Source organism: Blautia parvula (genome assembly GCF_020215665.1).
Classification (GTDB): domain Bacteria; phylum Bacillota; class Clostridia; order Lachnospirales; family Lachnospiraceae; genus Blautia; species Blautia celeris.
Window position 1 is genome coordinate 4,579,737 of record NZ_CP084061.1, and the last position, 13,164, is coordinate 4,592,900.

The following is a 13,164-nucleotide window of genomic DNA, read 5'->3' on the forward strand; positions in this document are numbered from 1 at the left end:
AGCCGATACAGAAAATCCATACTGTCGTAGATATCCCCAAAAGAGCAGGGCAGATAGGCAGGGATTCGGTACATGTCTATCTGTTTGCAGAACGGTATTTGGAACAACTGTCACGTTTAGCTATGAAAAACGGTAGTTCTACTTTCATTGGAAGAGTATGTCTGCCGTTTATGCGGTCGATTAATATGCGTGCAGTCTGTCTGCCTAATTCTTCGATGGGGATATGTACAGTGGTAAGCATGGGTGTTACGTATTGAGCCAGATCGATATCATCCACGCTTATGACAGAAATATCTTTGCTGACCTGTTTTTTATTCTCATGAAAGGCTTTGATGGCGCCAATGGCAGTCAGATCATTTGCACAGAAAACAGCTGTAAAATCAGAGCTGCTGTTTATTAACTTCTGAGCGCCTTTGTATCCACCGTCTGTGGATTGTATCACGTTGGCAGTATTATGGATCGTAAAATTTAAATTATGCATGGATAAAGCATCCTTATAGGCCAGAAAACGGCATTCATTCGCCTGTTCTCCAATATAGGCGATTTTTTTGTGCCCCAGTTCTATTAAATGTTCCACTGCACTGATGCCTGCTTTGTATCCGTCGCATATAACCTGGTCACATTTTAGCGGTATGGCATTGAGTCCCACATAAATAATGTTTTTATATACTTCTTTCAGGATCTTTAATTGTTCTTTTGTGAACATGTATCTTCCCAGTATAACAAGACCGCATATATTCCGTCCATCTGCCTGTATCATAGAATCCAGAGACTTCAGGTCCATAGGTCGGTATGTATGTTTGACAATATAATTATAATCAAAAGCCTCTTGTTCCAGTGCACGCTCCAGTTCGGAGAAAAAAGGATCTGTATTTAGATTGGGGGTACGGGCCTGAAGGCAGTCTATATAGAACAGCGGATTTTCTTTGGAATCCGTAATAGATGTCCTGCGTTTCAGATTCTGTGCCAGGATGTTAGGGGTATAGCCATTTTTCCGTACAATGGACCAGATTTTATCACGTGTTTCTTTACTGGCGGCTCCTTGTTCCTTTCCGTTGATAACTCGGGAGACAGTTGAGATGGAGACACCTGCTTCTTTTGCGATATCTTTTAAAATCATAGAATTCCCTCCTTGTCCTGGTCATACTGAAGATTTATTTTAGAGAACTGCGGCATGTATTTCGCAGGATCTAATTTTCGGATACGTTAGTATTCATATTTTCATTATATTAAAAAAATAAAATAATAAAATGCAAAAAAATACAAACGTTTGCGTAAGATAACGACAGTCAAAGAAGAATAAAAAAGATAAGGGAAAATATAAGGTTTATGAATAAATTGACAGTGAAAATAGCGAAAAAAGGAAAAACGTTTGTGTAAATAGGCGTTGAATCCGAAGAAAATACAAGATAAATTGTAGATAGTAACAAATGGAGCGTGAATTAAATCATATTGGGAGGAAAAACATGAAGAAAAAATTAGCAGTATTGTTAGTGACAGGAATTTTGGGTGTAACGTTGGCTGCATGCGGCAGCGGCAAAGAGCAGAAAAAGAATTTGGAGACTGCGGGAAATGAGAGCAAAAGCGAAGATAAGATACCGCTTAAGATCAGTCATCACCCGTATCTGCATGCGCTGCCCAGTATCTATGCGGAGGATAATGGACTCTATGATGAGTTTGATTATACCATTGATATGTATGCAGGAGGCCCTGTACAGAACGAGGCGATTGCATCCGGTGCATGGGAAGTCGGGACAACAGGTATCGGCGGGGCAGTGCTTGGATGTCCTGCCTATAATATGAAGGTTCTTGGCTACTCCTGTGATGACACTCAGGCACTGGATATCTGGGTGAGAAAAGATAGTGAACTGGCTGGCAAAGATGCAGATGAGATGGGAGTGAGGGGAACTGCAGAGGACTGGAAAGGTAAGAAAATTCTCTGCCAGACCGGAACCACGTGCCATATGACCCTGATAGCAACGCTTGAACATTTGGGGCTTACCATGAATGATGTAGAGATAATTGATACAGCAGTAGCACAATCATATGCTGCATTTAAGGCCGGAGAAGCAGATGTCGTATGCTTGTGGTCGCCGTTTGGATACCAGGCAGAAGATGTTGAAGGATGGATAAAAGTGGCGGATGCAGGCCATCTGGGATTAAAGATGCCTACTCTGATTGTTGCTACGGAGGATGCAGTTAAAAACAGACCTGAGGTGGTGCAGGAATGGCTTAAATGTTATTTGCAGTCAGTGGAAGAATTGAGAAAAGATCCGGAAGGCAGTGCCCAACTTTTGTATGATTTTGAGGAAGAAGAGGGGATCTCCATGACGGAGTCGGCAGCTAAAAGAGATATCGAGACCCGTACTTTCCCATCTTTGGAGGAAAATAAAAAGGCTTTTGCGCAAGATAGTGATGGAAATATCGCAGCTCAGGAGGATTTACTGAAGTTTGCTGACTTTATGATATCACAAGGTAAATTAACAGAGAAAGACAAACAGGCCATGATTGATAATAAGGCAGTTGACGGAACTTTTATGGCAAACGTTACACTGGATTAAACTGCTTATGAGGTAAGGATTATGAAAGAATCTGAAAAAATAGTGAGTTCTGTTCAGATTGAAGAGAAAAAGAGGGCAAAAGAGAAAATACAGCTGTTTCTGATTTCAGCAGCCAGTGTCATTGTGTTTTTGGGAATTTGGGAGGCAGCAGTGCGGCTGTCCTGGGTAAATTCTCAGTTTGTATGTTCTCCATCGGAGGCTTTCATGGCATTTGTGGACAAACTCACGCAGCCCAATCCTGATGGAGCGGTCCTGGGTGTACATATCTGGGAGAGTTTAAAGCTGGCGCTGATAGGTTATGTGGCAGCAGCTGTTATAGGAGTGCCTTTAGGGCTGCTCCTTGGGTATTATCATACATTTGACAAGCTGGTAAACCCCATTTTTGAAATTATACGTCCCATTCCCCCTATTGCCTGGATTCCATTATCTGTTATCTGGCTGGGAATAGGAACAACGGCAAAATGTTTTATCATATTTCTGGCTGCTTTTGTTCCCTGTGTGATCAATTCTTATACAGGTGTAAAGCTTACAAATTCTGTGCTTATCGACGTGGCGAAAACATGCGGGGCAAGCAGATGGAAAATATTTATCACAGTCTGCACGCCTTCAGCCATGCCTCTTGCATTCACTGGTATCAGGGTGGCTCTTGGGAATGCGTGGTCCACTTTGGTTGCAGCAGAAATGCTTTCCGCGACAGCCGGCTTAGGCTATATGATCCAGCAGGGCAGAGCTCTTGGAAGATCCGACATAATCATTGTCGGTATGCTTACAATTGGTGTTATAGGAGCAGTTCTCACAGCTGTCCTGAATAAATTGGAAAACAGGGTAATCAGATGGAGGGCCAAATAATGGAGAGACGTAAGTTAAAAGATATTTGCCTGACATGCATATCCCTTATTGCATTGGTGGTTCTCTGGGTAATCGTTTCCAACAGTAAGCCTGATTTCTTTCCAACGCCCCAAGCAACCTGGGAAAGATTTTTAAAGATGGCAGAAACGCCAATCAGCAAAACAACAATCATAGGACACATATTAATCAGTTTGAAGAGGGTTTTGACTGCTCTTGTTCTGGCGGTTGCCTCAGGAATAGGCATAGGCCTGATCATGGGATGGAGCAAAAAGATGAACGCTGTTTTAGGCCCTATATTGACGGCGCTGCGTCCCATTCCTCCAATTGCCTGGATACCATTGGTGATTTTATGGTTTGGAGTCGGTGAATTTTCGAAGGTTCTGCTGGTATTTATAGGCGCGTTTTTTCCGGTAGTATTGAATACAGCGACCGGTGTAAGCATGGTGGACCCTATGTATTTAAATGTAGGCCGTGTTTATAATGCCAATACCTTTCAAATGCTGTGCCATGTGGTTATGCCGGCAGCGCTTCCGGCTATCATGGCAGGAGTAAAGATCGCGCTGAGCAGCGGTTGGATGGTGGTTGTGGCAGCAGAAATGATAGCCAGTAAATCAGGTCTCGGATTCCTGATCACAAGGGGGAATGAGAGCTATGATGTTGCTCTTGTCCTGTGCGGAATGATACTGATTGGTCTGGTGGGAGCGATTTTAAGTGCGGTTTTTACATTGATGGAAAGGTGGTTATGTCCGTGGATGGAAAAGAAAAACGGGTAAAACTGACATTAAAAAATATATCAAAGTCTTTTTATGCCAGAAAGGAAATCTTCGAGGCAGTGAATAATATTTCCATTGATGTCTATGAAAATGAATTTCTTGTCATACTGGGTCCCGGTCAATGTGGGAAAAGCGTTCTGCTGAACATAATAAGCGGCCTGGAGAAGCCTACAGCTGGGGAAGTGAAGTTCCCCAGCAATGATGAAAAAAAGGTTGGTTTTGTTTTCCAGAAGACAGCAGTATTTCCCTGGAAGACAGTCATGCAGAATGTGGAATTTTCCCAGGAGCTGAAAGGTGTAAATAAAGCGAGACGAAGAGAGCAGGCACAGTATTTGATCGAGCTGGTTGGGTTAAAGGGATTTGAAAATTCCTATCCGCGTCAGTTGTCAGGAGGGATGAAACAGAGGGTGGGAATTGCCAGGGCTTACTGCAGCGATCCCGATATTTTATTGATGGATGAGCCATTTGGGGCGTTGGATGCGCAGACACGGTATCAGATGGAGGAGGAAGTGCTCAGAATCTGGGAAAAGGAGAAGCGCACGGTGATTTTTGTCACAAATAATATTGAGGAGGCTGTATATCTGGGAGACAGAATCATCCTGCTCAGTGAGTGCCCTGCCTCAGTGAAAGAAATTTATACCCTGGAGGCTCTTCAGCGGCCAAGAGACTATGTAGATACAGAGTTTCTCAGAATGAGGGAAACAATAGAGAAAAATATGGATTTGGCATTATAAAAGAAGGCAGGATGCACATATGGGAGAAGAGGTAAAGGTAAGGGTAGAAAACCTGACAAAGTGTTTTGGGGATTTAAGAGTTCTTGATAAGGTTTCCTTCCAGATAAAAAAAGGAGAGTTTGTATGTATCGTGGGTCCTACAGGCTGCGGAAAGACAACATTCTTAAGACTTTTAACGAAGCTTACAGAGCCCACGTCCGGAGAAATTTACATAGACGGTGAGCCGGCTGATCCTCAGAAACATAATATATCCTTTGTGTTTCAGGAACCTTCAGCTTTTCCGTGGCTGACCGCAGAGGAAAATATTGAATATGGGCTGAAGGTCAAAAAGAGGCCGGCCCGTGAAATAAAAGCGCAGTCTGACAAAATCATTGGCTTACTTGGATTGGAAAAGTTTCGCAAAGCATATCCTCACGAGATGTCAGTGAGTATGGAGCAGAGGGTTGTGATTGGCAGGGCATTTGCTATGAACCCTGATTTGCTGCTGATGGATGAGCCGTATGGGCAGATGGATATTAAAATGAGATATTTCCTGGAAGATGAGGTGATCAAACTCTGGAAGGCAACAGGCAGTACTGTCCTGTTTATCACCCACAACTTGGAAGAGGCAGTATATCTGGCGGAAAAAATACTGATCCTGTCGAATAAACCCGCAAGGGTAAAAGATGAAGTGGTAGTAGAGCTTCCGAGACCAAGGGATATTGCAGATGAGAAATTTGTTGAGATCAGGAAAAAGATAACAGAAGAGATTAAGTGGTGGTAAGACGTGTTTAGCGGGTGCAGAGAGAGGCGAAGGAATATACATGAAAAATCTGAGAGATAAAAAAGTGCTGGTGACCGGAGGCGCACAGGGAATTGGATATGCGGTTGCTGAGTGTTTTGCAAAAGAAGGTGCGGATGTTTTTATTGGTGATATCAAAATCCAAAATGCAGAGGAAGCAGCAAAAGCGCTGCATGAGAAGTACGGTATTAACACCGGAGCTTATATGCTGGATGTGAGTGACAGAAAAAGTATTGCTTCCTGTTTTGAAAGATTCGGAAAGGAACAGAAGGTTCTGGATATTTTGGTTAATAACGCAGGGGTGCAGATTCGTATGCCTTCCCTCGAATTTGAGGAAGAGAAGTGGGACCTGCTTATGAACATCAACTTAAAAGGAGCTTTTTTCTGTGCCCAGGAAGCGGCGAATATCATGAAGGACAAAGGCGGTGCCATTGTAAATATATCATCAGGAACTTCTACTGAGACCCTGCCCGGAAGAGCACCGTACTGTATCAGCAAGGCGGGCATTAACGGTTTGACTGCTGTTCTGGCTTCTGAGTGGGCCAAATATCATATTCGGGTGAATGCGGTTGCCCCCGGGTGGATTTTAACTCAGCTGTTATTAGACGGGATGAATATGGGAATCGTCAGTGAGAAACAGATACTGGCAGCGGTTCCCATGAAGAGGCTGGCAGATGTCAGTGAGATTGCAGAACCTGTGGTGTTCCTCGCTTCAGATGAAGCCAGTTATGTGACGGGTCAGACCTTGTTTGTAGACGGAGGGCAGTCTGCTCTTGGCCTGCCGGATATTGAATTATGAGGAGGTGTGAGAATGAGGCAGCAGAATAGTGTAGAAGAAATCATCAGACATGCACAGCAGATACGGAGGAATACGATTATCAGTCTGCACAGTGCAGGTTCCGGGCATCCTGGCGGGGCTTTGTCTATGGTTGAGATCATAGCAGTGCTGTATTTTTATGAGATGAATATCAGTCCGGACAAGCCGGAAGAAATGAATCGTGATCGTTTTGTTTTGTCAAAGGGACACGCGGCACCGGCTTACTATGCCGCATTGGCAGAACGGGGATATTTTGAAAAGAGTGCTTTGACCACACTTAGAAAAATGGGCAGTATGCTGCAGGGACATCCGGATATGAAAAAGGTACCGGGAGTTGATATGTCCACAGGTTCCCTGGGCCAGGGTATATCTGCAGCATGCGGTATGGCTCATTATGCAAAAAAGACAGGAAAAGATTACAGGGTTTACTGCATAATAGGGGACGGAGAAATGCAGGAAGGACAGGTATGGGAGGCGTTTATGAGTGCCGGTCATTTTAAACTGGATAATCTGGTAGTGTTTTTGGATAACAATAATCTGCAGATTGACGGGAGGGTAGATGAGGTTATGTCCATATATCCTGTAAAAGAAAAGCTGCAGGCATTCGGATGGCATGTAGAGGAGACAGACGGTCACAATGTCAAAGGGTTGATAGAAACTCTGGACCGTGTCAGACAGGTGAGAGACCAGCCTGCTTTTATAATAGGAAAAACAACAAAAGGTAAGGGGGTATCTTTTATGGAGAATCAGGCAGGGTGGCATGGAGCAGCTATTAATGACGAACAGTTTGAACAGGCAATGAAAGAATTGGGGGAGGCGTGCGTATGAGTTCAACAAGAGAAGCATATGGTGCTGCGCTGACTGAATTAGCGGAAAAATATGAATTCTTTGTTTTTGATGCAGATTTATCCAAGGCAACCCAGACAATACATTTTGCGAAAAAATATCCTGACCGGTTTACAGATATGGGTATTGCTGAATGTAATATGATGGGATATGCAGCGGGGTACGCGGCCAGCGGAGCTGTGGTATTTGCAAGCACTTTTGCTGCCTTTGCAGCGGGCAGGGCATATGATCAGATCAGAAACAGTATAGCCTATCCAAATCTGAATGTTAAGATTGCAGCTACACATGGAGGAGTGTTGATCGGTGCGGATGGGGGTTCCCATCAGTGTGTAGAAGACCTGGCTCTTATGAGAGCAGTACCTAATATGACTATACTCTATCCGGCAGATACCATAGAGACAAAAAAATGTGTGGAGGAGGCAATCAACCATAAGGGACCTGTTTATCTCCGATTTGGCAGGCTGGATTCTCCGGAAATATACACTGAAAAAAAAGATTGCAGGGCAAGCATCGGGAAAGGAACGCTGCTGCGTGAGGGACAGGATTTAACTATCGTAGCTGCAGGAGATTTGGTAAGCAGAGCACTGGAAGCTGCAAAGGAAATGGAGAAAAACGGTATCTGTGCGGATGTCATTGATATGGCATCTGTCAAACCAGTTGATGCGGAGCTGCTTTTGGATTCCGTTAGGAAAACGGGATGCGCAGTGACTGCAGAGGATCACAATATACTGGGAGGATTAGGCGGAGCAGTCAGTGAAGTGCTTTCCAAAAACTATCCCGTACCTGTAGAGATGGTCGGAATACAGGATATGTTCGGATGTTCAGGTACACCCAAAGAGCTGGCAGAACATTATGGACTTACTATTGAAAATATTGTTGCGGCTGCACACCGTGTGATCAGGAGAAAAGAAGGGAAATCATGAGAAAAATAGTATTTGAAAGTCCTATGAAAGCCGTGGTCCGACAGGCTGATAAGCCTGTATGCGGCAGGGGTCAGGTTTTACTGAAAATGAGACGGATTGGTGTATGCGGAACGGATATTCAGGTATTTGCCGGAAAAAATCGGTATATGGAATTTCCTGTTGTGCCGTTTCATGAGGGAATTGCCATAGTGGAAGAGACAGGGGAAGACGTGAACGACCTAGAACCGGGCAGTCTGGTCACAATCCGCCCCATTCTGAGCTGCAACATGTGTTATTCCTGCAGAAAAGGAAAGAAAAATGCCTGCATGAATTTTAATTCGTTAGGTGTTCAGTCTGATGGTCTTGGTGCAGATTATTTTGTGATAAGCAGGGAGTATGTTTACCCTCTGGAACAGGATGCGGATCTGGATAAAGTTATTTTTATCGAACCTTTTGCTGTGGGAGTACACGCGGCTTATCAGGGCGATGTGGAAGGAAAGGAAGTTTTAGTCGTAGGGGGCGGTACAATTGGAAATTTTACGGCCCAGGCATGTATGCTGGCCGGGGCAAAAAAGACTGCAATCTGCGATATCAGCCGTGAAAAGATCAGAATGGCAGAGAAGTCAGGGATTGATTTTGCCATTGATACATCGAATCTTACTTTGGTACAGGCAGCCCGGCAATGTTTTGAGGAATTTCCGGATGTCATCATTGACTGTGCAGCAGTACCGGCAGTTTTTACACAGATTCTGGAGCTGGCGGGAAAGACAACCACTGTAGTTATCGTAGGGAATTACAGTGTTCCGGTGCAGGCAGACATTGCAAAAATACAGAGAAACGAACTTACAGTGAAAGGGTGTATCACGTATCGGGAGGAGGACTTTATAAGAGCCAGGGACTTGATAGAGGAAGGCAGGGTTTATTTGGACGGGTTTATATCAAAAAGGTATCGGTTTTCCCAGGTTCAGGAAATGATGGAACAGGCATTGAAAAATAAAGGTATCAATATGAAGACGATCATGGATTTTGAGGGGGAATGATAATGTACCATATAGCGCCTACAATGCTGTGCGCGGACTTGTTCAAAATGAGGGAAAGTATGGAGCTACTGGATAAGCTGGGAATTGACTGGTTTCATATAGACGTTATGGATGGGAATTTTGTACCTAATTTTGCATTTGGCACAGATTTTCTAAGGCAGATGACAACAGTGGGTAAAAGCCCGTTTTATTTACATCTGATGGCTGCCAGGCCTGAGGAATATGTGGATTTATTTGCAGAACTTGGAGTGGAGTATTATTGCTTTCATTATGAATGTACCAAAAATCCCTTCCGGCTGTGCCAGCAGATAAAAAAGCAGGGGATGAAGGCAGCGGCAGCGCTAAATCCGGCAACACCAGTCCAATTTCTAAGGGATTTGATTCCTTATCTGGATGCGGTCACACTTATGTCAGTGGAGCCGGGGTTTTCCGGGCAGCGTTTTATGGAATTTACATATCAGAGAATTAAAGAGTTAAGAGCTTTGGCAGACGGATTTAAGTTACTGATCGAGGTGGATGGCGGTATAGACATTGAAATAGCAAAGAAGTGTATAGATGCCGGATGTGATGTTGTAGTAGGAGGATATTTTACACTGTTTCAGAAGGGAAAGTCAATAGAGAAAAATTACGAGACGTTTCGGCAGGCAGTTAGGAATCGATAATCAGGGAGATAAGGGTATGGAGTTAGAACAGTTGAAACAAATGGTGGTGGAGGCAAATAAAGAATTGCCCCGCCGGGAATTAGTCAAGTATTCCTGGGGAAATGTAAGTGCGGTAGACAGGGAAAGAGGGATTATTGTTATAAAGCCTGTGGGGGTACCTTATGAGGAGCTGACCACTGAGAATGTCAGTGTTGTCACTCTGGATGGAAAATTGCTGGGGAAATCGTGGGAACCATCAGTAGATCTGGATATTCACAGAGCAATATATGAGAATTTTGAGGGTGTCAGTGCTATTGTCCATACACACTCCACATATGCGACAGTTTTGGCTCAGCTTCGGCGTTCATTGGTCTGTTTTGGGACCACGCATGCAGATTATTTTGCCGGTGATATTCCCTGTGTCAGGGAATTAAGTGATGATGAGGTTGTCAATAAGTATGAGTGGAATACTGGAATGACAATCGTTGAGTTTTTCAAGGAGAATAAAATTTCCCCTGAGGACATTCCGGCTGCGTTGACACCGGGACATGGACCGTTTACGTGGGGCAGTGATGTGTGGGATGCTGTACACAAATCGGTTGTATTGGAGGAGATAAGCAAAATGGCAGTCCACATGCTGTGTATAGATAAAAATGCACAGCCTCTGAAGCGTATTGTCGCTGACAGGCATTATGACAGAAAACATGGCGCTAACGCATCTTTTACAAGAGATGATTATGGACATGGAATGGTACAGAGATAAAATGATTGGGGGACTTCACAGAATGAAGTATATTTTTGCAAATTTGAAACGGTTTGATATACCAAAAGAAATGGATGGAATTAATACATTGGCACCAGTCAGCTTGTGGGGAAGTTATCTGACAGGCCAGATACGGGAAACGATGAACCAATATTCCGCTCAGGCAGAATTTGCTGTTTTCTATCCCGAGGCTTATCTGCTTCAGGCAGCAGACGCAAAGGCAGCAGAGGATGGTTGGAAAGTCGGGGTACAGGGGATTTATAGGGAAGATACGGAGAAAGGCGGAAACTTTGGGGCATTTACTACGAACAGGACAGCCAAGAGTGTAAAATCTATGGGATGTGAATATGTTCTGATAGGTCACTGTGAGGAACGAATGGATAAAGCCGGAGTTCTGGCCCATGCGGGTATTACTGATTCAGAGGCTGTGAACAGAATCTTAAATGAAGAGGTTGTCTGTGCAGTTAAAGCAGGTCTTTCTGTCCTGTATTGTGTCGGGGAAACAGAAGCAGAACAGAACAGATGGCAGGATGTTATAGGGGAACAGCTGGATGTGGGGCTTAATGATGTGGACTTATCAGGTATTTCCGTTGCATATGAACCACTTTGGGCAATTGGACCGGGAAAACCAGTGCCGGATTCAGATTATATAACTAAAATCGCCTCATTTATTAAATCTCGGACAGATGGCTGTCCTGTGATATACGGAGGTGGTCTGAAAGAGGAAAATGCCCGTATGCTGGCAGAAATACCATGTGTGGATGGAGGCCTTATCGGACTTACAAAATTCAGCGGGGATATCGGATTTTATCCGGACGGATTTGCATCTATCGTTGAAAAATATCTGGGGGAGGGTAAATAAGATGAAATTGGATTTTGAATATGGTACGGGCACCATGGCGGCAGAACTGCCGGATGAACGGACAGATGTTTTTATTCCGGGTATAACAGTATCTGATCCCCCATGTATCCCAAGAAATCAGCTGATAAACAAAACAAGAGAATCCATATTACATCCTGTGGGAATGCCGCCTCTGTCAGAATTGGCCGGTAAGGGCAGCAAAGTCACAATAACAATTCCGGATATCGTAAAAGGGGGATGTCAGCCAACCTCACACCGAAAACTGGCGGTTAAACTGATTCTTGAAGAGTTATATAAGGCTGGGGTGGAGAAAAAGGATATCCTTTTGATATTTTCCAATGGACTGCATCCGCGGACCAGCAAAAGGGAAATGCAGCAGATCCTTGGTGATGAATTATTTCATGAGTTTTTTCATTCTCATCAGATTATCAGTCATGACAGCGAAGATTATGAACATTTGGTGGATCTTGGCTGCACAGAGAGGGGAGACCGAGTCCTGATGAATAAGTATGTCTATGATTCTGATATAGCTGTTTTGATCGGACATACTCAGGGAAATCCTTATGGCGGTTACTCCGGTGGATATAAACACTGCGCAACGGGTATTACACACTGGAGGAGTATTGCGACACATCATATACCGGATGTGATGCACGGAAACGATTTTACTCCGGTCAATAACCATTCACTGATGAGAAAAAAATTTGATGAAATAGGCATGTACATGGAAAAATGTATGGGTAAGAAGTTTTTCTGTTGTGATGCTGTTCTGGATTCTATTTCCCGTCAGATAGAGATCAACAGTGGTTACGCAAAAGAAATGCAGCTTATTTCATGGCAGACAGCTGACAAGAGGACATATGTACCCTGGGCAGAAAAGAAATATGATGTAATGGTATTCGGCATGCCTCAGGATTTCCATTACGGGGATGGTATGGGGACGAATCCAATCCAGATGATGCAGGCTTTATCCGCTCAGGTCATCCGTCATAAGAGGGTGATGAGTGACAATTGTGTGATTATATGCTCTTCTATATGTAACGGTTATTTCCACGATGAGCGCTGGCCATACCTTCGGGAACTTTATGAAATGTTCCAGCATGATCATATGAATATACTGCCGGATATGGATAAGTACGGAGAGTATTTTGCTACAAATGAAGAATACATCAGAAAATACCGTTATGCCGGTGCGTTCCATCCTTATCATGGTTTTTCCATGATGAGCTGCGGCCATATCGCGGAGATGAATACCTCCGCCATATACATAGTCGGCGCACAGGAACCCGGAATAGCCAGAGGTATGGGATTAAAGACCAGGGCCACGTTCGAGGAGGCACTGGAGGATGCTATGAAGAAATATGTGGGAGGAAAGCCGAATATCCTGGCGCTGCCGCTGGCTTTTAAGAGGGCATCCGTACATCTGTGTATGAAAGAGGCATAAAAGGAAATGCAGGAAATATATCTGTGAATAGCTGTAGGCGGAGAACGAGAATGTCTCCGCCTTTTTGACAATATTCTTTCCATATTCCGTACAAAATGCTGGTATAAAGAAGTTTGACACTTGATAAGCTTATGTGTTAAGATTGATTTAA

General features: G+C 44.0%; 14 protein-coding genes. 13 read left to right on the top strand and 1 reads right to left on the bottom strand.

Going from position 1 to position 13,164, the window contains the following annotated elements; genetic code table 11:
* Window positions 1-76: 76 nt before the first annotated feature.
* Entirely contained in the window at window positions 77-1,120 is a 1,044-nt protein-coding gene (locus LC508_RS20970) for a LacI family DNA-binding transcriptional regulator (protein ID WP_033141581.1), read from the bottom strand.
* A gap of 346 nt (window positions 1,121-1,466) precedes the next feature.
* Here LC508_RS20970 and LC508_RS20975 point away from each other — a divergent pair, with 346 nt between their 5' ends.
* Genes LC508_RS20975 through LC508_RS21035 form a run of 13 tightly spaced genes read left to right on the top strand, consistent with a single transcriptional unit; the run spans window position 1,467 to window position 13,013 of the window.
* On the top strand, window positions 1,467-2,561 hold the full coding sequence (locus LC508_RS20975) for an ABC transporter substrate-binding protein (protein WP_033141580.1): 1,095 nt from the start codon (window positions 1,467-1,469) through the stop codon (window positions 2,559-2,561).
* Window positions 2,562-2,579: 18 nt separating this feature from the next.
* Window positions 2,580-3,410, top strand: coding sequence for an ABC transporter permease (locus LC508_RS20980; protein ID WP_181014455.1), 831 nt, complete (start codon window positions 2,580-2,582; stop codon window positions 3,408-3,410).
* Window positions 3,410-4,183 (top strand): ABC transporter permease, encoded by a 774-nt coding sequence (locus LC508_RS20985; RefSeq protein WP_052099492.1) that lies wholly within the window; start codon window positions 3,410-3,412, stop codon window positions 4,181-4,183. Before LC508_RS20980 ends, LC508_RS20985 begins: the two co-directional genes overlap by 1 nt.
* Window positions 4,153-4,917 carry an ABC transporter ATP-binding protein gene (locus LC508_RS20990; RefSeq protein WP_033141577.1) on the top strand — a complete coding sequence of 255 codons (765 nt, stop codon included), beginning with the start codon at window positions 4,153-4,155 and terminating at the stop codon, window positions 4,915-4,917. Before LC508_RS20985 ends, LC508_RS20990 begins: the two co-directional genes overlap by 31 nt.
* Before the next feature lie 19 nt (window positions 4,918-4,936).
* Window positions 4,937-5,680: an ABC transporter ATP-binding protein gene (locus LC508_RS20995; protein WP_033141576.1), complete on the top strand. Its 744-nt coding sequence runs from the start codon at window positions 4,937-4,939 to the stop codon at window positions 5,678-5,680.
* 40 nt (window positions 5,681-5,720) lie between these two features.
* Window positions 5,721-6,497 carry an SDR family NAD(P)-dependent oxidoreductase gene (locus LC508_RS21000; RefSeq protein ID WP_052099490.1) on the top strand — a complete coding sequence of 259 codons (777 nt, stop codon included), beginning with the start codon at window positions 5,721-5,723 and terminating at the stop codon, window positions 6,495-6,497.
* 12 nt (window positions 6,498-6,509) lie between these two features.
* On the top strand, window positions 6,510-7,343 hold the full coding sequence (locus LC508_RS21005) for a transketolase (RefSeq protein WP_033141574.1): 834 nt from the start codon (window positions 6,510-6,512) through the stop codon (window positions 7,341-7,343).
* The gene (locus LC508_RS21010) at window positions 7,340-8,284 is read left to right on the top strand and encodes a transketolase family protein (protein WP_033141573.1); all 945 of its coding nucleotides are present in this window, start codon (window positions 7,340-7,342) and stop codon (window positions 8,282-8,284) included. The genes LC508_RS21005 and LC508_RS21010 overlap by 4 nt, the downstream gene beginning before the upstream one ends.
* A complete protein-coding gene (locus tag LC508_RS21015; protein ID WP_033141572.1) occupies window positions 8,281-9,303 on the top strand; it encodes a zinc-dependent alcohol dehydrogenase in 1,023 nt (340 codons plus the stop codon). Before LC508_RS21010 ends, LC508_RS21015 begins: the two co-directional genes overlap by 4 nt.
* Window positions 9,304-9,305: 2 nt before the next feature.
* On the top strand, window positions 9,306-9,965 hold the full coding sequence (locus LC508_RS21020) for a ribulose-phosphate 3-epimerase (RefSeq protein WP_033141571.1): 660 nt from the start codon (window positions 9,306-9,308) through the stop codon (window positions 9,963-9,965).
* A gap of 16 nt (window positions 9,966-9,981) precedes the next feature.
* Entirely contained in the window at window positions 9,982-10,707 is a 726-nt protein-coding gene (gene araD / locus LC508_RS21025; protein ID WP_033141570.1) for an L-ribulose-5-phosphate 4-epimerase AraD, read from the top strand.
* 22 nt (window positions 10,708-10,729) lie between these two features.
* Complete coding sequence (locus LC508_RS21030; protein ID WP_033141596.1) at window positions 10,730-11,569, top strand: triose-phosphate isomerase family protein; 840 nt, start codon at window positions 10,730-10,732, stop codon at window positions 11,567-11,569.
* A gap of 1 nt (window position 11,570) precedes the next feature.
* Window positions 11,571-13,013: a lactate racemase domain-containing protein gene (locus LC508_RS21035; RefSeq protein WP_033141569.1), complete on the top strand. Its 1,443-nt coding sequence runs from the start codon at window positions 11,571-11,573 to the stop codon at window positions 13,011-13,013.
* Window positions 13,014-13,164: the final 151 nt, after the last annotated feature.

Coding starts and splice junctions, on each gene's coding strand:
- LC508_RS20970 (WP_033141581.1), bottom strand. CDS start 1,120: ATGATTTTAAAAGATATCGCAAAAGAAGCAGGTGTCTCCATCTCAACT.
- LC508_RS20975 (WP_033141580.1), top strand. CDS start 1,467: ATGAAGAAAAAATTAGCAGTATTGTTAGTGACAGGAATTTTGGGTGTA.
- LC508_RS20985 (WP_052099492.1), top strand. CDS start 3,410: ATGGAGAGACGTAAGTTAAAAGATATTTGCCTGACATGCATATCCCTT.
- LC508_RS20990 (WP_033141577.1), top strand. CDS start 4,153: ATGTCCGTGGATGGAAAAGAAAAACGGGTAAAACTGACATTAAAAAAT.
- LC508_RS20995 (WP_033141576.1), top strand. CDS start 4,937: ATGGGAGAAGAGGTAAAGGTAAGGGTAGAAAACCTGACAAAGTGTTTT.
- LC508_RS21000 (WP_052099490.1), top strand. CDS start 5,721: ATGAAAAATCTGAGAGATAAAAAAGTGCTGGTGACCGGAGGCGCACAG.
- LC508_RS21005 (WP_033141574.1), top strand. CDS start 6,510: ATGAGGCAGCAGAATAGTGTAGAAGAAATCATCAGACATGCACAGCAG.
- LC508_RS21010 (WP_033141573.1), top strand. CDS start 7,340: ATGAGTTCAACAAGAGAAGCATATGGTGCTGCGCTGACTGAATTAGCG.
- LC508_RS21015 (WP_033141572.1), top strand. CDS start 8,281: ATGAGAAAAATAGTATTTGAAAGTCCTATGAAAGCCGTGGTCCGACAG.
- LC508_RS21020 (WP_033141571.1), top strand. CDS start 9,306: ATGTACCATATAGCGCCTACAATGCTGTGCGCGGACTTGTTCAAAATG.
- araD (WP_033141570.1), top strand. CDS start 9,982: ATGGAGTTAGAACAGTTGAAACAAATGGTGGTGGAGGCAAATAAAGAA.
- LC508_RS21030 (WP_033141596.1), top strand. CDS start 10,730: ATGAAGTATATTTTTGCAAATTTGAAACGGTTTGATATACCAAAAGAA.
- LC508_RS21035 (WP_033141569.1), top strand. CDS start 11,571: ATGAAATTGGATTTTGAATATGGTACGGGCACCATGGCGGCAGAACTG.